This window comes from Paraburkholderia acidicola, from assembly GCF_002362315.1.
GTDB classification, from domain to species: Bacteria; Pseudomonadota; Gammaproteobacteria; order Burkholderiales; family Burkholderiaceae; genus Paraburkholderia; species Paraburkholderia acidicola.
On record NZ_MTZV01000001.1, the window covers coordinates 43,023 to 65,627 of the forward strand.

The window sequence follows — 22,605 nt, forward strand, 5'->3', positions numbered from 1 at the left end:
GTGCCCGATCTGATCAAGCGCGTGACCGATGGATATGTCTCGATCTCGTTGCTCGAAGCCTGCCGCGCGAGCGGCCTGTGCTCGTTGCTGAAGAGTCAGCCTTGCCTGCCGTCGCAACTGGCCGCGCGCTGCCGGATCGACGAGGCTGTGCTGGATGCCGCCTTGCAGGGCTTGCATGAGGCGGGCTGGATCGAATGGATTGATGGCAAGGTCGCGTTGATTGGGGCGACTGAGTCGTTCGAACTGGTTGAGCGCTGGACCGAAGCCATCGTCGCCTGGAGCCAGGCCGATCTGGTTGCGGCACTGCGCGAGCCGGACGGCCAGGTTCTGCGGCGGTGGCTCGGGCATTCCGCTTCGGCCTGGAAGGGTGTCGACACGGCTCAGGCCGAAGCACTGGACGCCGCCTGGCTGGCGCCGCTGCTGTTCGAGCTGGCGCGTCTCGATGACTCGGCGTTGCTGCAGGGTCGGGAAAGCGCACAGCTGTCTGCCGCCAATGCGGCGGCGCTGCAGGCCGATTTTCTGCGCCGTGGCTGGAGTCTCGCCGAGGGTCCAGGGCTGCGCCTGAGCGCGCAGGGGCTGAGCGTGCTTCAGCATGCGGCGGCGCTCGGGCCATTGCTATTTCTGGCGCGCCGTTTCGGCGCTGGTCGCGAGCGGCTCGCAGCGGCGATTGAGCTTTACCAGGCACAGCGGCGCTGGCGGCACGCGCTCGCCGGATTGCCCGCCGGGGTTGACGTGGTCGACGTGGCCGATGTGAATGACCCATGGCCGACCAGCGTCTATCTGATGGCCGCTGCCGCGATGGGCTGCGTGCCTGAGCGGCCCGACGCCGCGCAGCAACCCGTGCATCCCGGCCCGGCGCGATTCGCGCTGCACCGGTGGACCGCGCGTCCGTATCAGATTCGCCATCCCTCGCTCGATGACCTCGCTATCCTGCGCGCACTGGATCTGGCTAGCTGGCCCGACGGAATGGCCGTTCCCGAGGCCGAACTGCGGCGCCGCATCGAGGTGTTTGCGCAGGGCCAGTTGCTGATCGAGCAGGACGGGCAGGTCGTCGCGTCCCTGTATACCCAGCGCATCGATGCGCTCGATCAGTTGCGGCATACGCCCTATGCGCGGTTCGCCGGAATCCATCAGCCGCACGGCGCGCTGGCGCATCTGATGGGTATCTGCGTGGCGCCGGACCGGCAGGGCTATGGCCTCGCCGATCAGTTGATCGACTACGGTCTCGTCTATCTGGCCAGTTGCGAGGGTATCGACAGCGTGGCGGCGGTGACCCGCTGCCATGAGTATGTCGACGCCGACGGGACACGCTCTCTGGACGAGCACATCCGGAGCCGCGACAGCGAAGGGCGCTGGCAGGAGCCGATGCTGCAGTTTCACGCTTCGCACGGCGCGACGATCCACGAGGTCGTGCAGGACTTCCGCCCGGAAGACCGGGCTAATCACGGGACCGGCGTGCTGATCGAATATGTGCGCTATCGCCAGGGCGCGGCAGGGTCTGCGCCGGCGCAGCAGCGTGGCGCGGTGGCATCGGTCGGTGACGTGACGACCGGTGATCTGGCGATCGGTGACGTCGCGGCCGCGGTGCGGACCAGCATCCTGGAGGTGCTGGGTGACACACGTGAGTCTGCGTACGGTTTGCACGTGCCCTTGATGGAGATGGGCCTCAGCTCGTTCCATCTGCAGCAGCTGCGGCGTCGTTTGGGCGAACGCATGGGGCTGGCGCTGGAGGCGACGTTTTTCTTCCAGCACGGCACACCGGCGGCGGTGATCGAATTCCTGCGTGAGTACCTGCGCGAGCAGGCGGCGACGGATCTGGCTATCGCCAGGGAGGATGGTCGGCAGCAGGCACGTGAAGCGGCACCGGCCGCGCCGACATCAGACACCGCCGCGCCGGTGTCGGGTACTAAGGCATCCGTATCGAATACCGCAGGGCCGATGTCGGATACCGCCGCGACCGTATCCGGTACCGCAGGGCCGGTGTCAGATACCACCGCGTCCGTATCGGATACCGCTGGGTGGGCGTCGGATATCGACGCGTCCGCATCGGATACCACCAGGCCAGTATCGGATACCACCGGCTCCACCGAACGCATCGCGGTGGTCGGTGTGGCCTGCCGCCTGCCCGGCGGCGTCAGCAATCCGCAGCAGTTCTGGACCTTGCTGGAAAACGGTGTCGATGCGATCGGCACACGCAGCCCGGCGTCGCCGTTGTCGACAGACGCGCCGCGGCATGCCGGTTTCATCGACGATGTGGACAGTTTCGATGCAGGCTTTTTCCGCATCTCGCCACGCGAAGCCGAACTGGTCGATCCGCAGCATCGTCTGCTGCTGGAAGTGGTCTGGGAAGCGCTGGAGCAGGCCGGCATGGCGCCAGGGCGCCTCGCTGGCAGCGACACCGGCGTATTCGTCGGCGTGATGGGCCACGACTATGAGCGCCTGCTGCGCCAGCAGGGCAACGCGCAACCCGTCGATCCGTATTTCGCCACCGGCAATGCAACGTCGATTGCCGCCGGGCGCATCGCGTACTACTACGACTGGCATGGGCCGACCCTGGCGGTGGACACCGCCTGCAGTTCTTCGCTGGTCGCCACGCATCTGGCCTGCGAAAGCCTGCTGGCCGGCGAGTGCGGTCTGGCGCTCGCCGGCGGCGTGAACCTGCTATTGCACGAGGACATGTTCGCCGCGTTCGAGCAGGCCGGCATGTTGTCGCCCGACGCGCGCTGCAAGACGTTCGATGCCTCGGCCAACGGCTATGTGCGCGGTGAAGGCTGCGCGGTGCTGGTGCTTAAGCGTCTATCCGAGGCGCAGCGCGACGGCGATCCGATCTGGGCTGTTATTCGCGGCAGCGCGATCAACCAGGATGGCGCGAGCGCGGGGCTGACGGCGCCGAATCAAAAGGCCCAGCAGGCGGTGATCGAGGCCGCGCTGCGCAAGGGCGAGGTGGCGCCGCTGGAGGTGCGTTATCTGGAAGCGCATGGCACCGGCACCCGGCTCGGAGACCCCATCGAAGTGCTGGCCGCCGCCGCTGCGCTCGGCGCGGGGCGCCCGGCCGGACAGCCGTTGCTGCTGGGTTCTGTGAAAACCAATATCGGCCATCTGGAAGCCGCCGCCGGTGTGGCGGGTTTGATCAAGGTCATGCTGTCGATGCGCCATGGCGTGATTCCACGTCATCTGCATCTGCAGCAGCTCAATCCTCATCTGGACTGGGCCGGGCTACCGGTACAGGTGGTCGCCGCGGCGCAGGCCTGGCCGGCGGGACGCAAGCTGGCCGGCGTCAGCAGTTTTGGCTTCAGCGGCACCAATGCGCATGTCGTGCTGGAGGAGTACGTCGCCGAACCGGCGGCGCGCGCGTCGTCAGCGGTGCGGGCTCCGGCGTTGCTTCTGCTGTCGGCCAAACGCCCTGAGCTTCTGCACGCACAGGCGCGGCAGTTGCACGAGGCGCTGGCCGCCCTGAGCGACAAAGACTTGCCGGACCTCGCGTACACGCTGCAAGTGGGCCGCGACGCGATGGAATATCGTCTGGCGCTCGCCGGCAGCAGTCTTGCGGATGTGCAACAGGGGCTCGCGCGCTTCCTCGCCGGCGAAGCCGGCATTCGCCAGCTATGGCAGGGACGGGCCAGACAGGAAGGTGAACTGCTGGGCAGCTTTGTGCTGGACGAGGTCTTCAATGCGTCCATTGCGACCAGCCTCGCTAGCTGGTTTGCAGGCGGCGAAGTCGGGAAGCTGGCTGAGCTATGGGTGCAAGGTCTCGACGTGGACTGGAGCCGTCTGTATGGCGCGCTCAAGCCGCGCCGCATCGGCTTGCCGACCTATCCGTTCGTGAAGGAGCGTCACTGGTTGCCGCAGACGGCGCGGCCTGCCGCGTCGGATATCAGCGGCGCGCCGTTGCATCCCTTGGTACACCGGAATACCTCCGACCTGGCCGAGCAGCGCTACAGCACTCAGCTTAGCAACGACGTCTTCTATTTGCGCGATCACCTGGTGCAGGGACAGCACGTACTGCCCGGCGTCGCCCAGCTGGAATGGGCGCGCGCGGCGATGGCTTTCGCGCTGGGAGAAGCGCCGGCATCCTTGCGTCTGGAGCAGGTGAGCTGGGTGCAGGCGCTGACTGTAGAGCAGCCGCTGGAGGTGCATATCGGCATCAGCGCTGAAGCAGGCGGCCGGCTCAGCTATGAGATCTATCGAGGCCGTGGCGACGATGCCGAGGTCTATAGCCTCGGTTGGGGTCAGCCTGGCATCGACAGTGTGGCGCCCATTGTGGATCTGGCTGCCTTGCGGGCCCAATGCACGCAGCACATGGACGGCCCCGCGTGTTACGCGCGTTTTGCCCGCATGGGTCTCGCCTACGGCCCGGGCTTTCAGGTGCTGACCGAGCTGCGGGTGGGCGACGGTGTGGCGATCGGCCGCCTGCAGGCGCCGGACGGAATCGAGCTTGGGGAGTATCGCTGGTCACCCAGCCTGCTCGACGGCGCGTTGCAGGCCAGCTACGGTCTCGCCGACGAAGCCGCCGGCCTGCAACTGCCGTTTGCGGTCGACAGTGTGGAGCAATGGCACGCGCTGCCCGAACCCGCCTATGCCGTGGTACAGCGCGCCGCCGGCGACAGCGGCGCGCTGCGCAAGCTGGATATCGCCATCGTGGACGAAGGCGGCCGCGTGGCGCTGCGCCTCGCTGGCTTCAGCACGCGCGCCGTGCAGGCCGTCGTGCCGCCGCAGAGCCTGCTGCTGGCACCGCGCTGGCAGGCCCAGTCTGTCGCCGCGGACCGACCGGAGGCGGGTTATCCGACTCACCGCATCGTGCTGTGCGAGGTGGCTGCTGCTGGCCTGGATGCTGTTCTGCCCGCGGCGAGCTGGGTGCATTGGCAAGCTGAAGGCGCCCTGGCTCAACGCTATACCCGTTATGCCGGGCAATTGCTCGGCGAGTTGCAGGCGCTGGCGGCCGCTCAACCGCGGCATCAGGTGTTACTGCAACTGGCCGTGCCCGCGCAGGGAGAGGCGGCAGTGCTACAGGGACTCGGCGGCCTGCTGCGCACGGCGCAGCAGGAATACCCCTGGCTGCACACTCAGGTGATCGCTCTGCCTGCAGACGCTGCGGTGGCCACCCGTCTTGCACAGGAGGCCCGTGAGCCGGTGCCGCGCGTGCGGTATCGCGAGGGCACGCGGGAGACGATGGATTTCGTCGAAGTGCCGCTCGCCTCCTCGGCCATGCCCTGGCGTGAGGGCGGGGTTTACTGGATTACCGGTGGTCTGGGCGGCCTGGGTCTTCTTTTCGCTACGGCCATTGCGCGCCAGGTGCACGCACCGGTGCTGGTGCTGAGCGGCCGGCGCGCGGCTGGCGCCACCGGAGAAGCGCAGTTGCAGAGCCTGCGGGCTCTGGGTGCGAGCGTGGAATATCACGCGGTCGACGTCACCGACGTGGCGGCTGTATCTGCTTTGACGCAGGACATCGTGGCACGCCATGGCCGCCTGAACGGTGTGATCCATAGCGCGGGACTGTTGCGCGATGGCCTGTTGCACACCAAGACCGTCGACGAGCTGCAACAGGTGCTGGCACCCAAGGTAGCCGGCCTGACGGCGCTCGACCAGGCGACGGCAGCGCTCGATCTGGACTGGCTGCTGCTGTGCTCCTCAATGACCGCGGTGCTCGGCAACACCGGACAGGGCGACTACGGTGCGGCCAATGCCTACATGGACGCTTATGCGGTCTATCGCGACGAACGGGTGGCGCAAGGGCTGCGTCGCGGTCGCACGATTTCGGTGAACTGGCCGCTATGGGCCGAAGGCGGCATGCAGATCGATGCCGAGGGCCAGGCCCATCTGCGTCGAACCACGGGCATGCAGGCGCTACCCAGCGATGTCGGGCTGGTGGTGCTCGAGCAGTTGCTGGCCGAGCCGCGGGCTCATAGCCTGCTGCTTTACGGCGAGCGTCCACGGTTGCTGGCCAGCGTGCAGGCGCTCTATCGCGCGCCGGCGCGCATCGAGCCTGTGCGGGCCGCACCCGTCGCAGGGACCGCCGCAGGTATCGCAGAAGGCTTGCGCGAAACGGCGCAGCGTTATCTCACGCGCCTACTGTCGCAAAGCCTGAAGCTGGCGCCGCAGCGCATCGATGCACAGGCACCGCTGGAGCAGTACGGCATCAATTCGATCCTGGTGGTGAGCCTGACACGCGACCTTGAGGCGAGTTTCGGACGCCTGCCGGCGACGCTGTTCTTCGAATACCAGAGCATTGCCGCACTGACCGGCTACTTCCTCGAGCATCACGCGGCCAGTCTTGCGCAGCTGACCGCAAGCCCCGTCGTAGCCCAGCCTGCGGCGGCCACTGCTGGAACCGCTGACCGGGCTACGACCGAAGCGCCGGCCCTGCGTCGCCGCAGCCGTCGCACCTTATCTGGTCTGCCGGCCGCCACGGCGCCGGCGCTGACCGTGGGAGGTCCGCTCGATATCGCGATCGTGGGCCTGAGTGGACGTTATCCGCAGGCGCGCAGCGTGGCCGATTACTGGAACAACCTGCTGCAGGGCGTGGACTGCGTCACCGACATTCCGCCCGAACGCTGGGACTGGCAGCAGTACTTCGACGCCCGCAAGGGTCAGGAGGGTAAGAGCTATAGCAAATGGGGCGGTTTTATCGAGGGAATGGATGCCTTCGATCCCATGTTCTTCGGCATCGCGCCGCGTGAAGCTGAACTGATGGACCCGCAGGAACGGTTGTTCCTGCAATGCGCGTATCACGCCGTGGAGGACGCGGGCTACACGCGCGCAAGTCTGGCGGCATCGGCACGGGTCGGTGAGCGGGTAGGCCAGGTCGGCGTGTTCGTGGGGGTGATGTACGAGGAGTACCAGCTCTACGGTGCCCAGGCCCAGGCGCAGGGACAGGCGCTGAGTCTGTTCGGCAGTGCGTCGTCGATCGCGAACCGGGTGTCGTACCACGGCGATTTCCACGGACCGAGCCTGGCGGTGGACACGATGTGTTCGTCCTCGCTGACGGCAATCCATCTGGCGTGCCAGAGCCTGCGCCAGGGGGGCTGCGCGGTGGCGATCGCCGGTGGGGTGAACGTGACGGTGCATCCGAACAAGTACCTGATGCTGTCGGACCGTCAGTTCATGTCGAGCACGGGCCGGTGCACGAGCTTCGGCGAAGGCGGGGACGGTTATGTGCCCGCCGAGGGAGTGGGCGCAGTGGTGCTCAAGCCGCTGGCGCAGGCGCTGGCCGACGGCGACCAGGTGTACGGGGTGCTCAAGGGCAGTGCGCTGAACCATGGAGGCAAGACGAACGGGTACACGGTGCCCAATCCGGTGGCGCAGGCGCAGGTGATCGGCCAGGCACTGGCGGAGTCGGGGGTACCGGCGCGGGCGATCAGCTACGTGGAAGCGCACGGCACGGGAACGGCGCTGGGTGACCCGATCGAGATCGCGGGGCTGAGCCAGGCGTATGGCGGGAGCACGCAGGAACGCGGTTACTGTGCGATCGGTTCGGCCAAGTCGAATATCGGCCACGCGGAGAGCGCGGCGGGGATGGCGGGACTGACGAAGGTGCTGCTGCAGATGCGGCACGGCCAGCTGGTGAAGAGCCTGCACAGCGAGCGGCTGAACCAGCATATCGATTTCAGCCAGACGCCGTTCGTAGTGCAACGCGAGCTGGGTCCGTGGGTGAGGCCGGTGCTGGAGGTAGACGGTGGGCCACGGGAGTATCCGCGCATTGCGGGGTTGTCGTCGTTCGGAGCGGGGGGCGCGAATGCGCATCTGATCGTGGCGGAAGCACCGGCGTTGGAGCGCGAGGCCACGGTGGTGCCTGCTGCGGTGGTGGTGGTGCTGTCGGCGCGTAACGAGACGGCGCTGCGCACGCAGGCGGAGCAGTTGCTGGCGCACGTGCGGGGGCAGTCGCCGAACCTGGCGGATCTGGCGTACACGCTGCAGGTGGGTCGGGAGGCGATGGAGCAGCGGCTGGCGGTGGTGGCGGGCACGGTAGGCGAGCTGTGTGAGCGGCTGGAGGCATATCTGAAGGGCGATGCGGTAGCCGAAGGGGTGTACAGCGGTGAGCCGCGGCGCAGCCAGGAAGCAATGGCGGTGTTCGGAGGAGACGAGGAACTGCAGGAGGCGGTATCGAAGTGGATGGCACGCGGCAAGCTGGAGAAGCTGGCGGAGTTGTGGGTGCAGGGGTTGTTGATCCGCTGGGAGCAGCTGTACGGCCAGGCTCTGCCGCGCCGTATCAGCCTGCCCACTTATCCCTTCGCGCAGAAACGCTACTGGATCGATGCTGGTCAGACGGCACCCCGTCTGCCGGGTGCGTCCGTCCTGCATCCGCTGCTGCACTTCAATAGTTCGGATCTGCAAGGCCAGCGCTATACCACTGCACTGAACGGCGAGATGGGCTTGCTGCGCGAGCACCAGCTACGCGGTCAGGCCGTGCTGCCTGCCTTTGCCCAGCTGGAGTGGGCGCGGGCCGCGCTGGCGCATGCCCTCGGCGGCGCGACGGGCTTGCGCCTGCAGGACGTGCAATGGCTGCAGCCGCTGGTCGTTGACGCGCCCATGGACCTGCATATCGGCCTCGCCTGGGAGGACGACACGCGCATCGGCTTCGAGATTTACCGCGACGACCGCGGCGACGATGCGTCCCAGCAGGTCTACGCCCAGGGCTGGGCCGAACTCATGACTGCGCCGCAGGCGCCCCAACTGACGCTGGCGGTCCTGCAGGCGCAATGCACGCAACAGCTCGACGGCGGCGAGGCTTATGCGCGCCTCGCGACGGCAGGCTGGTCGCACGGTCCAGGCTTCCAGACACTGAACGAATTGCAGTGGAGCGAGGGACTCGCGATCGGCCATTGGCAGCAGCCCGCGACAGCGCCCACGCAAGACTATGCACTCGCGCCGAATGTGCTGGATGTCGCGCTCCAGGTCGGTCGTCTCGCCTGGCCGGAGCAGGACTGGAGCTGGCCGGCCGCCGTGCAGCAGATGCAGATCTGGGACAGCCTGCCCGCTCAGGGTGCGGTCGTGGTGCAACGACGCCCGGGCCAGGCGGAGCTGGATATCGATTTCGTCGATGACGAGGGCCGTGTGCTGGCGCGTCTGCAGGGCGTGACTGCGCAGTCCTCCGTAGTGCAGGCGTCGCCATCGCAGCAGACCTTGCTGCTGGCACCGCGTTGGACCGCGCAAGCCGCCCCAGCCGCGGGTGTTCGTCCGGACTACACCGCCCACTGGGTGGTGCTGTGCGAACTGGATGCGTCCGCGGCCCTCGAGGCCGAGCTGGCACCGGCGCGCTGCCTGCGCTGGCAGGCCGTCGGCGGGGTGGCCGAACGTTACGGCGTGTATGCCGGGCAGGCCCTCGCGTTGTTGCAGGAGATCGCCGCCAGCGGGCCTCGTGGCCACGTGCTGCTGCAACTGGTCTTGCCGGTCAGCGGCGAGGCGTCGCTGATGCAGGGCTTGAGCGGCATGCTGCGCAGCGCTCGCCTCGAATACCCGTGGCTGCAGATCCAGACGATCGCCGTGGATGGCGCACAAGGACTCGCAACCAGGTTGAACGCCGAAGCGGTCGCGCCGGTGCCTTCCCTGCGCTATGGCGAAGCCGGCCGCGAGGTGCTGGACTTCGCTTCGCTCACCGTAGCCGATGCACCGCCAGCGTGGCGCGATGAGGGGGTGTACTGGATCACCGGCGGTCTCGGCGGTCTGGGCCGGCTCTTTGCAGCGGCGATCGCCGCCGAGGTCAGCCGCCCTGTGTTGATACTGAGCGCGCGCCGCGCGCCCGATGCGGAGCAGACGGCCTTTATCGAGCAACTACGCGAGCAGGGTGCCCGCGTCGAATTTCGCGCGCTGGATACCGGCGATCCTGCCGCCGTCGCGGCGGTGGCCGAGGCCATCCTTGCCGAGCATGGCTGCCTGCACGGCATCATCCACAGCGCCGGCGTACTGCGCGACAGTTTGCTGGTCAACAAGCGCCCGGCCGATCTGCAGCAGGTATTGAACGCCAAGGTCAGCGGTCTGGTCGCGCTGGATCTCGCGACCCGCGACATGGCCCTCGACTGGTTCATGTTGTGCTCCTCGGTGGCCGGGGTGATGGGCAATGCCGGCCAGACCGACTATGCCGCCGCCAACGGTTTCATGGATGCCTACGCGACCTACCGTCAGGGCCTCGTGGCTCTCGGCCAGCGGCACGGTCGCAGCGTGTCGGTGAGCTGGCCGCTCTGGGCAGAGGGCGGTATGCATCTCGATGCCGCCGTGCAGGAGCAGATGCGCCGCAGCACCGGGATGCAGGCCCTGCCGAGCGCGGCAGGACTGGCGGCGTTGCGCGAGGCGCTGGCGGCGCCCGTGGCGCACGTGCTGGTCTTGCACGGCGAGCCGCAGGCCTTGCATGACTATGTCCGCGCGGCCCACCGGGTGGCGGAGAAAACCAGGCCGGCGTCCGCGGTCCCGGCGGGGCGCGGCTACCGACGCGAATTGAAGGGACTGGATCTCGCCGACTGCGTGGCCTGGGATCTCGTCGAGCACACCCATCAACTGCTGCGCATCCCGCGCGATGCGGTCGACACCGAAGCCAATCTCATCGACTTCGGCTACGACTCGGTGTCCTTGACCGCCTTCGCGGCGCGCCTCGACGAGCATTACGGTATCGAACTGACGCCGTCGCTGTTCTTCAGCTATCCCAACCTGGAGCAGTTTGCCGCCTATTTGCTGTCCAGCCATGGCGAAGCGCTGGCAGCGTTTTATCGCAGCGAATCCGACGGAGCTGGTTCTGCCGTCGTGTCTACCGCAGTACCCACCCCTGCGTCCGCGCCCGTCCGTCCGTCGATTCAGCGTCGACGCCGTTCCCCGGTGACCGCCGAGGCGCACGACACCGCCGAGCCGATCGCGATCATCGGCATCAGCGGCCGTTTCCCCGGCGCGCGTTCCGTGGACGAACTGTGGGAGATCCTGCGCGACGGCCGCGAAGTGCTGCAGGCGGCGGGTGCCGAGCGTTTCGCCGCCTGGCCGCCGGAGCAACAGCCGGCTTGCGACCGTATCGGCCTGCTGCCCGGTGTGGCCGAATTCGATCCGCTGTTCTTCGAAATTTCGCCGCGCGAAGCGGAAGCGATGGATCCGCGTCAGCGCCTGCTGCTGCAAGAAGCATGGCGCGCCCTGGAGGACGCCGGCTATGGCAGCAGCCAGTTGCAGCGTCACACCGTGGGCATGTTCGTCGGCGTGGAGCAGGGCGACTATCAGCTGCTCGGCAAGGCCGCCGCGGACGTCACCTCCAATCACGACGGCGTGCTCGCCACGCGCCTCGCGTATGCGCTGAATCTGCATGGTCCGGCCATGGCGATCAATACGGCGTGCTCGTCGGGTCTCGTCGCCGCGCACCAGGCTTGCCTCAGCCTGCGTGCCGGCGAATGCGACACCGCGATCGCCGCCGGCGTGAACCTGCTGTTGACCCCGGCCATCGTGCGCTCGATGGAGCAAGCCGGCATGCTGTCGCCGGAAGGCCGCTGCTACGCCTTCGATCGGCGCGCCAACGGCATGGTGCCGGGCGAGGCGGTCGTGGCCCTGGTGCTCAAGCGGCTGTCGCTGGCCGAAGCGGACGGCGATCCGATTCACGCGGTGATCGTCGGTAGCGGCATCAACTACGACGGCAAGACCAACGGGATTACCGCGCCGAGCGGCGCCGCCCAGGCCCGGCTGTTGCAATCGGTGTACACGCGCCACCGCATCGACCCCGCCGCGCTGGACTATATCGTCACCCACGGCACCGGCACGCCGTTGGGCGACCCGGTGGAAATCAACGCCCTGTCGGAGGCGTTCAAGCCTTATACGCAGCAGTCGCAGTACTGCGCGCTGACTTCGAGCAAGAGCAATCTCGGCCATACGCAGGCCGCTTCGGGTCTGGTCAGTCTCGTGAGCCTCGTGCAGGCCATGCGCCACGAGACCATTCCCGCCAGTTTGCACTGCGAACAGTTGAGCGACCACATCCCCTGGCCGCAGAGTCCTTTCTACGTCAATACCGCGTCGCGGCCGTGGCCGGAGCCGAGCGGTCGCGCACGAATGGGGGCTGTGAGCGCCTTCGGCATCAGTGGCACCAATGCGCATATGGTGCTGCGTGATTACGCGGTGCCAGCTAGCGCCGGGCGACGCGCGGCAGGACTGCCTCTGCTGCTCGCCGTGTCGGCCAAGACCGCCGAGGTCCTGCATCAACGCGTGCAGGACCTGATCGAGGTGCTGCAGGCACGCACCTGGGACGCTGCCGGGCTGGCCGCGATCAGTCACACCTTGCTGAGCGGACGTCAGCACTTCAAGCACCGCTGCGCGGTGGTCGTCCAGGATCGCGACGATGCGATCTATGGATTGCAGCAAGTCCTCTCCCAGGAAAGCCGCGCCAATCTGTTCCGTGGAGTGACAGGCCGCGAGTTCGTCGCGCAAAAGGCGTTGCTCGATTACGGCGATGAACTGGTTGGTCGGGTCGCGGCGTCGTATGAAGCCGCCGCTACGTCGGCACAGTCAGCACAGTCGGCACGGGAGGCCTTGCTTGCGCTTGCGGACATGTATTGCCAGGGCTACGCGCTGAGCTGGCACACGCTGTTCGGTGAGACGCCGCCGCAACGGGTCCACCTGCCCACTTATCCCTTCGCCCGCGAAACCTACTGGGTGGCGCAGGTGGCGACCGCCGACGTTAGCGCCGGAGCAACGGCGCAACTGCACCCGCTGGTCCATCGCAACACCTCCGATCTGAGCGAGCAGCGCTACAGCAGTCGTCTCAGCAGCGCGGCCTTCTTCTTGCGCGATCACGTGGTGCAAGGGCGCTGCGTCCTGCCGGGCGTGGCCCAGCTGGAGTGGGCACGCGCGGCAGTGGCGCTGGCGATGGGCGAAGCGCCGGCGACCTTGCGTCTGGGTCAGGTCGACTGGCTGCAGCCTCTGGTGGTGGAGGAGGCAGAAGAATTCCACATTGCGCTTGCGCCGCAGGAAGACGGCCGCATTGCCTTCGAGATTTATAGCGGCGCCGACGACGACAGCCAGATCTACAGTCAGGGCTGGGCAGAGGCGGTGAGCCCGGCGCAGGCGCCGCATATCGATCTGGCCAGTTTGCGCGCGCGCTGCAGCCAGACGCTCACGGGTGACGACTGCTACGCGCGTTTTGCCGGCATGGGCTTGAATTATGGTCCGGGCTTTCAGTCGCTGGTTGCCCTGCAGGTGGGCGAGGGCGTCGCCATCGGTCATCTGCAGTGGCCGGCGGGCGTGGATCAGCAGGCATACCGTCTGCCGCCGAGCCTGCTCGATGGCGCCCTGCAAAGCAGCATCGGTTTGTATGCGTCGTCGACCGGACTGATCCTGCCTTTTGCGGTCGAGACCGTCGACCAGTGGGGACCGGTGCCAGAGACGGCCTATGCCGTGGTACTGCCCGGCGCCGAAGATACTGAGTCGGTGCGCAAGCTGGATATCAGCATCGTCGATGCGCAAGGGCAGGTCGCGGTGCGCCTCACCGGATTGACCCTGCGCGTGGCCACGCTCGCAGCGCAGCCGCAGACCTTGCTGCTGACGCCGCAGTGGTTGCCGCAACCGGCACCGACGTCGAGCCTGGCGGCTGGTTATTCTGCTCATCGCGTGGTCTTCTGCGAGGTCGCGCCGGTGGATCTGCGGGCGGCTCTGCCGGCTGCTTCCAGTGTTCACTGGATGGCCGAGGGCAGCCTGGGCGAGCGCTATGCCCAGTACGCCGGGCAACTGTGCGCCGAATTGCAGGCGCTGGCCGCAACTCAGCCCCAGGGCAAGCTGTGGCTGCAGGTGGTGGTGCCGGCACTCGGTGAAGGCGCAGTACTGCAGGGCCTGGGCGGCCTGCTGCGCACGGCGCAGCAGGAGTATCCGTGGCTGGTCGCGCAGATCGTCGCTGTGGCGACGACCGAGGACCTGACCGCGCGGCTGGCGGCCGAAGCGGGCTCGCCGGCACCGAGGTTGCGTTACACCGAGGCTGGCCGTGAGGTATGGGACTACGTCGACACGCTGAGGCCCGAGGAGTCGCAGCCCTGGCACGATGGTGGCGTTTACTGGATCACCGGTGGCCTGGGCGGCCTGGGTCGTCTTTTCGCCACGGCCATTGCGCGCGAGGTCCACGCACCGGTGCTGGTGCTGAGCGGCCGGCGCGCGCCCGGCGCCGTCGAGGAAGCGCAGTTGCAGAGTTTGCGGGCCCTGGGTGCGAGCGTGGAATATCACGCGATCGACGTCACCGATGTGGCGGCTGTATCTGCTTTGGCGCAGGACATCGTGGCACGCCATGGCCATCTGAACGGTGTGATCCATAGCGCGGGACTGTTGCGCGATGGCCTGTTGCACACCAAGACCGCCGACGAACTGCAGCAGGTGCTCGCGCCAAAGGTAGCTGGCGTGATGGCGCTCGACCAGGCGACGGCAGGACTCGATCTGGACTGGTTGCTGCTGTGCTCTTCTGCTGCTGGCGTGCTGGGCAATGTCGGGCAGGGTGATTACGCCGCTGCCAATGCCTACATGGACGCTTATGCGGCCTATCGCGATGAACTGCTGTCGCTGGGGCTGCGCCATGGCCGCGCGATTTCGGTGAGCTGGCCGCTATGGGCCGAAGGCGGCATGCAAGTCGATGCGGATACCCAAACGCATATGCAACGCAGCACCGGCATGCAGGCGCTGCCCACCGAAGCCGGCCTCGCTGCCGTCGACGTAGCCTTGAGCCAGGCTGCCAGCCAGGTCCTGGTTCTTCACGGGGAGCGGGCGCGTCTCCTTGCCTATGTGCGTGCTGTTTATACGGCGCCGGCGTTAGAGCCGGAGCAGCCGGGCGCGCCCGAGTCCGGAATGCCGTTGCGCGAAACGGCGCAGCGTTACCTGACACGGCTGCTGTCGCAAAGCCTGAAGCTGGCGCCGCAGCGCATCGATGCGCAGGCACCGCTGGAGCAGTACGGCATCAATTCGATCATGGTGGTGAGCCTGACGCGCGACCTGGAGGCGAGTTTCGGACGTCTGCCGGCGACGTTGTTTTTCGAATACCAGAGCATTGCCGCGCTGACCGGGTACTTCCTCGAGCACCACGCTGCTGCTCTGCAGATGTTGCTGGGCCGGCCGCAGGCGGAAGCCGGCGCGGCCCTGCCGTCGCTCGCGCTGGCCACGCGCGCTGCGCCCGCCGCAGCCGCTGCGCCGGCCCTCCCGGCCCGCGCTACGCCGGCTCGTCGCCTCGCGCGGCGTAGCGTGGCGGCTCCAATCAAGCCACACCAACACGATGCATCGCCCGAGGCGCTGGATATCGCGATCGTGGGCCTGAGCGGACGCTATCCGCAGGCGCGCAGCGTGGCCGATTACTGGAACAACCTGCTGCAGGGCGTGGACTGCGTCACCGACATCCCGCCCGAACGCTGGGACTGGCGCACTCACTACGATGCGGACAAGGGCAAGCTGGGTAAGATTTACAGCCACTGGGGCGGTTTCATCGACGAGGTGGATGCCTTCGATCCGCTGTTCTTCAATATTTCGCCACGCGAAGCAGAACTAATCGATCCGCAGGAGCGGCTGTTCCTGCAATGCGCGTATCACGCCGTGGAGGACGCGGGTTATACGCGCGCAAGTCTGGCGGCATCGGCACGGGTCGGTGAGCGCCACGGCCAGGTCGGCGTGTTCGTGGGGGTGATGTACGAGGAGTACCAGCTCTACGGCGCCCAGGCCCAGGCGCAGGGACAGGCGCTGAGCCTGTTCGGCAGTGCGTCGTCGATCGCGAACCGGGTGTCGTACCACGGTGATTTCCACGGCCCGAGCCTGGCGGTGGACACGATGTGTTCGTCCTCGCTGACAGCGATCCATCTGGCGTGCCAGAGCCTGCGTCAGGGAGGCTGCGCGGTGGCGATCGCCGGTGGAGTGAACGTGACGGTGCATCCGAACAAGTACCTGATGCTGTCGGACCGTCAGTTCATGTCGAGCACGGGTCGGTGCACGAGCTTCGGCGAAGGCGGCGATGGCTATGTGCCAGCCGAAGGCGTGGGCGCGGTGGTGCTCAAGCCGCTGGCGCAGGCGCTGGCCGACGGCGACCAGGTGTACGGGGTGCTCAAGGGCAGTGCGCTGAACCATGGAGGCAAGACGAACGGGTACACGGTGCCCAATCCGGTGGCGCAGGCGCAGGTGATCGGCCAGGCGCTGGCGGAGTCGGGGGTACCGGCGCGGGCGATCAGCTACGTGGAAGCCCATGGCACGGGGACGGCGCTGGGCGACCCGATCGAGATCGCGGGGCTGAGCCAGGCGTATGGCGGGAGCACGCAGGAGCGGGGCTACTGCGCGATCGGTTCGGCCAAGTCGAATATTGGCCATGCGGAGAGTGCGGCGGGGATGGCGGGACTGACGAAGGTGCTGCTGCAGATGCGGCACGGCCAGCTGGTGAAGAGCCTGCACAGCGAGCGGCTGAACCAGCATATCGATTTCAGCCAGACGCCGTTCGTGGTGCAACGCGAGCTGGGTCCGTGGGTGAGGCCGATGCTGGAGGTGGAGGGAGGGCGGCGGGAATATCCGCGCATTGCAGGCCTGTCGTCGTTCGGAGCGGGGGGCGCGAATGCGCATCTGATCGTGGCGGAGGCGCCGGTGTCGGAGCGCGAGCGCGACGCTACGGTGGTGCCTGCTGCGGTGGTAGTGGTGCTGTCGGCGCGCAACGAGGCGGCGCTGCGCACCCAGGCGGAGCAGTTGCTGACGCACGTGCAGTCGCAGTCGCCGAACCTGGCGGATCTGGCGTACACGCTGCAGGTGGGTCGGGAGGCGATGGAGCAGCGGCTGGCGGTGGTGGCGGGCACGGTAGGCGAGCTGTGTGAGCGGCTGGAGGCATATCTGAAGGGCGATGCTGTAGCGGAAGGGGTGTTCAGCGGTGAGCCGCGGCGCAGCCAGGAAGCGATGGCGGTGTTCGGAGGAGACGAAGAACTGCAGGAGGCGGTATCGAAGTGGATAGCACGCGGCAAGCTGGAGAAGCTGGCGGAGCTATGGGTGCAGGGGTTGTTGATCCGCTGGGAGCAGCTGTACGGCCAGGCTCTGCCGCACCGTATCAGCCTGCCCACTTATCCCTTCGCCCGCGACCGCTACTGGGCGCCGAAAAACCTGCCGTCGATCACCGCGCAGGCGGCGCCCGCCGCCGTGCTGCATCCGCTGGTTCACCGCAACACCTCGCATCTGCGCGGCCAGCGCTTCAGCACCGAGCTGAGCGGCGAGTCGTGGCTCTTGCGCGAGCATCGGGTGCAGGGCCGCGGGGTGTTACCCGGCGCTGCCCAGCTCGAATGGGCGCGGGCCGCGCTTAGTCTCGCGCTGGAAGGCGCGGCGGTGCGTCTGCAGCAAGTCAGCTGGCTTCGGCCGCTGGCGGTGGAGGAGACGACCGAGCTGCATATCGCGATACACGCGGAAGACGATGGGCGTATCGGTTACCAGATCTACTGCGAACAGGATGACGATATCGTCGTCTATAGCCGCGGCTGGGCCGAGGCGCTGGCCGGGCAGGCGCCGGCGCCTGTGCTGGATCTGGCCGAGTTGCTCGCGAGCTGCACAGAGCGCTGGTCGCGCGAGGAAGGCTATGCGCGCTTTGAGGCTATGGGTTTGCACTACGGTGAAAACTTCCAGGTCGTAGCGGCCTGGGACATCGGTGACGCCGTGGCCATCGCAGAATTGCGCGCGCCCGACGCCGCCCGGCAGGCCGGCTACGACCTGCCGCCGCATCTGCTCGACGGTGCCTTGCAGGCGAGCCTTGGACTCGCGGCGGAACACGCTGGCCTCAGCCTGCCGTTTGCGGTGGAGCAGGTCGAACAGTGGGCGCCCGTGCCGAGCCCGGCCTATGCGGTTGCGCGCCGCGCGGCCGGCGATAGTGCCGCCGTGCCCAAACTGGACATCGATATCGTCGACGCGCAGGGCCGGGTCGCCGTGCGGCTGAGCCAGTTCAGCCGCCTCGCGGTGGAAGCCCAGGTCGGCGCCGTCATGACATCGCCGGTCACGGAGACAGGCAAGGAATGGACTCTGGCCCCCGCGTGGGAGAGCGTGGACACGGAGGTAGTGCCTGAAGGTTTGTCGCTGGAAGGCATGCTGGCGCTCGGCGAGGCGGACTGGACCGGTCTGGCGGGTCTACGACAGCTGGACTGGGCGCCCGAAGACAGCCGCGAACACCTGACCGCGCGCCTGCGCGACTGCGGAACCTTGCAGCACGTGATCTGGGCGGTGCCGGCTGGCGCGACACGCGTGGCGGTGATGGGCCTGCGGCTGATCCAGGCGCTGCTCGCGCTTGACTACGGCATGCGTCCGCTGAAGTTCAGCGTGATCACCCGGCAGGCGCAGGCGGTGTGGCCTCAAGAGATGGCGGACCCGCAGCAGGCCAGCGTGCATGGCCTGATCGGCAGTCTTGCCAAGGAATATCCGCATTGGCAACTCAGCCTGATCGACCTGCCGGCGCGGTCGACACAGCACGCACCGACCGCAGACCAGTGGCTGGCGCAGCCCGCGGATGCGCGGGGCGATGCACGCGCCTGGCGCGACGGACGCTGGTACCGCCAGCAACTCGTGCCTTGTCTGTTGCCCGCGGTTGAAGCGTCGGCCTATCGACAAGGCGGCGTCTACGTGATCCTCGGCGGCGCCGGCGGCATCGGCGTGGCATTCAGCGAATACCTGATCCGGCATTACCAGGCACAGGTGGTATGGCTGGGACGCCGCGCCGAAGACACGGCCATAGCCGGGGAGCGCGCACGTCTCGGTGAACTCGGTCGCACTCCCTGGTATATCCAGGCCGACGCGACCGACCGTACGGCGCTCGAACACGCTTACACGCAGATCCATGAGCGGCACGGTGCGGTGCACGGCCTCGTGCATGCGGCCATCGTTCTGGCCGATCGCAGCGTGGCCGGCATGGCCGAAGACGTCTTCGAAGCGGCGCTCGCCGCGAAGGCCGCGAGCGCCGAAAACTTCGATGCCGTATTCGGTGCCGATGCGCTGGATTTCCAGTTGTTCTTCTCTTCCCTGCAGAGCTACACCAAGTCCGCGGGCCAAAGCAATTACGCCGCCGGCTGCTGCTATGCCGATGCGTATGCACACGGGCTACAGCAGCGGCGACCGTATCCGGTCAAACGGATGAACTGGGGCTACTGGGGCAGCATAGGCATCGTCTCTGCCGCGGCGTATCGCGAGCGTATGGCGCAGGCCGGCGTCGCCTCGATCGAGCCACCCGAAGCGATGGCCGCACTGGAGCGTCTGGTGGCTTCGCCGCTGAATCAGGTGGCCTTCGTCAAGACCACCACCGGGCACATGCCGCCCCTGCTGGCAATCGACGTACAGGCGCGCATCCAGCTCGCCGAAGCCGCGCCCGCGCTGAGCTTGCCGGTGTTGATCGAACTGCCGAAACCGGAAGCCGCCTATGCGGAGCAGGCGGCAATGGAAGCCCAGCTCGCCCGGTTGCTGTGGGCAAAGCTGAAGGCCTGGGCATGGAACGGGACGCACGCACCTGGCCTCGCGCCAGCCTATGTGTCCTGGCACCAGGCCAGTCTGCGTCTCTTGCAAGAGCAGGAGGCACACGCAGCGACGCACACCGACGAGGCCACGCTGAGCGCGCAATGGCACGCCTACGTGCAGGCGCATCGTGAGGATCAAGCGCTGGGCGCGCACATTCGCCTGGCCGACACCGCACTGCAGGCCTTGCCCGCGATCTTGCGCGGCGAGCGCGCGGCCACCGAAGTGCTGTTTCCCCAAGGCAGCCTGAGCCTCGTGGAAGGGGTGTATCGCAACAATCCGGTGGCCGATTATTTCAATGCAGTGCTCGGTGAACGACTGCTGGCCTATGTACAGGCGAGGCTCGCCCAGGCACCACAGGCACGCCTGCGCATTCTCGAAATCGGCGCCGGCACCGGCGGCACCAGCGAGGGCCTGTTCCGGCGGCTCGCGCCACATGCCGCGCAGATCGCCGAGTACGCCTATACCGATCTGTCGGCCGCGTTCCTGAGGCACGCGGAACAGCACTACGCATCGCTGGCGCCTTATCTGCGCACGCAACGTCTGGATATCGAGCGTGCGCCACTCGCGCAGGGTTTCGACGCGGGCGGCTACGACGTGATCGTGGCCACCAACGTGCTGCATGCCACACGCGACATGCATCGCACGTTGCGCCATGCTAAATCCCTGCTGAAAGCAGAAGGCCGCCTGTTGCTCAATGAAATGGAGGGCACCAGTGTCTTCGCGCATCTGACCTTTGGCCTGCTGGAGGGCTGGTGGCTGGCGCAGGATCAGGCGTTGCGTATTCCCGGCACGCCGGCGCTGAGCTGGACGCGCTGGCAGGACGTTCTGACGGCCGAAGGTTTCCGCCAGGTTGTGGCGCCTGCGTTCGACGCACACCGCTTCGGTCAGCAGATTGTCGAGGCGAGTAGTGATGGGGTAATCCGGGTGCAGACTGCAGTGGCGTCGTCATCGTCATCTGCGTCTGCAGCGGCATCTTCATCTGCATCCGCGTTTGCACCGGCATTTGCATCGGCGGCTACCCCGCGTGCCGCGCGCCCAGCATCAGCGCCGCCGCGCGCACGCGCTGCTGCTGCGGGAATCGGTCGCCCGCAGCTCAAGGTGCGCCAGGCCATCCGCGAGAGCGTGATGCAGGCACTGAAGATGAGCGCCGACCAGTTGCAGGACGACCAGGCGTTCATGTCCTATGGCGTGGACTCAATCACTGGTGTGGCTCTGGTCAATACGATCAATGGGCAATTGGGCCTGCGCCTGCCGACTACCGTGCTATTCGACTACAGCACGATCGACCAGCTAAGCGCGCACATCAGCACCCAGTACGCGCCGCAGCTTGGCAACATCGAGCCGGAGCCGGTAACGTCGGTAGCGACGGTACCAGCGATGCCAGTGGCAACGACGGCGCCCGCGACCAGACCGGCGTACGCGACGGCACCCCTCGCTCCGCCAGCCGATCAGGCACCCCTGCGGACGCCGCACGTGCATCCGAGAGCGCAGCCGCTAACGAGACCACGGCCGGTCGGCGCAGGCTACCACCGCGTCTGGCTCGACCAGCCGGGCAGCATCGATGAAGTGCGCATCGTTGAGGACAGCCTGGCACCGCTGGAAGCGCATGAGGTACGCATCGCAGTGCGCGCGTTTTCGCTGAATTTCGGCGACCTGCTGTGCATCAAGGGTATGTATCCGACCCAGCCGGCGTATCCATTCACGCCGGGCTTCGAGGCCAGCGGCGTGGTGGTCGCGGTCGGCGCCGAAGTGAATCGCGTCGCGCCCGGCGACGCGGTAATGGCCATCGCCGGTACGGAGCTGGGGGCGCATGCCACCGTGCTGACCTGCACCGAGCAGCAGGTGTACGCCCTGCCTCAGGGCCTGTCCTTCGAACAGGCCTGCTCCTTGCCCGTCGTCGCGGTGACGATGATCGAATGCTTTGCCAAAGCCCAGCTCAAGGCCGGCGAAAGCATCCTGATCCAGACCGCCACCGGCGGCACCGGTCTGATCGCGGTACAGCTGGCCCAGCATGCGGGCGCGCAGATCTATGCGACGGCCGGTTCGGCGGCCAAGCTCGACTATCTGGCCGGGCTCGGCGTCGAGCATTGCATCAACTATCTGGAGCAAGACTTCGAGTCGGCGGTGATGCAGTTGACCCAGGGCCGCGGCGTCGACGTCGTGATCAATACGCTCGGTGGCGAGGCGGTGCAAAAGGGCTTGAACTGCCTGGCGCCAGGCGGCCGTTACATCGAGATCGCGATGACGGCGCTGAAGTCGGCGCGCGCGATCGATCTATCGGGCCTCAGCGACAACCAGACCCTGCATAGCGTGGACCTGCGCAAGCTGGGCCGTACTCATCCGGCTGCGCTGGAGCGGGGGGTGCGCGAAATGGTGCGTCTGCTGCAGGAAGGCGTGATCACGGCCACCTTGAGCCGTACCTTCGATTTTGAGCAGATTCAGGAGGCGTATCGCTGGCTGGAAGACCGCCGCAATATCGGCAAGGTCGTGGTCAGCGTGCCACCGGCGTATCGCTATGAGGAGGAAGGTAGCGGTGCACGTGCCGCGATCGAGCCGATCGCGGTGATCGGCATGAGCGGCCGCTTTGCCCGCACGGAAAACCTGCAGGCGCTCTGGCAGGCGCTTGCCGCCGGCGATGACCTGATCGAGGAAGTCAGCCGCTGGGATCTGGACGCGCAGTATGGCCCGGACAGCGAGCCGTACTGTCGCCATGGTGGCTTTCTGCGCGATATCGACGCGTTCGATCCGATGTTCTTCAACATCTCCGGACGCGAGGCGGCCGCGATGGATCCGCAGCAGCGGATCTTCCTCGAAGAGGCATGGCGTGCGCTGGAGGATGCAGGCTATGCGGGCGCGGCGATCGAAGGACGGCGCTGCGGCGTGTACGTGGGTTGCGCGGCGGGCGATTACCAGCGGTTGCTCGATCGGGATGCACCGGCCCAGGCCTTCTGGGGCAATGCGGGCTCGCTGATTCCGGCACGCATCGCCTATCACCTGGACCTGCAGGGACCGGCGGTGGCGATCGACACCGCCTGCTCCAGTTCTCTGGTCGCATTGCATCAGGCCTGTCAGGGCCTGCGTAGCGGCGAGGCCGAACTGGCGCTGGCCGGCGGCGTGTTCGTACAGAGCACCGAAGATTTCTATCTGCAGGCCAACCGCGCCGGCATGCTGTCGCCGCGC

Annotated in this window: 1 protein-coding gene (cut by a window edge); it reads left to right on the top strand. The window is 67.1% G+C overall.

The genetic code is table 11. The features are described 5' to 3' along the window. Nucleotides 1-22,605 carry the 5' portion of an SDR family NAD(P)-dependent oxidoreductase gene (locus BWP39_RS00030; protein WP_096716363.1) on the top strand. Its footprint extends 5,046 nt past the window's final position, so 22,605 of the gene's 27,651 nt are visible here — the first part of the coding sequence; the start codon lies at nucleotides 1-3; the stop codon falls past the right edge of the window.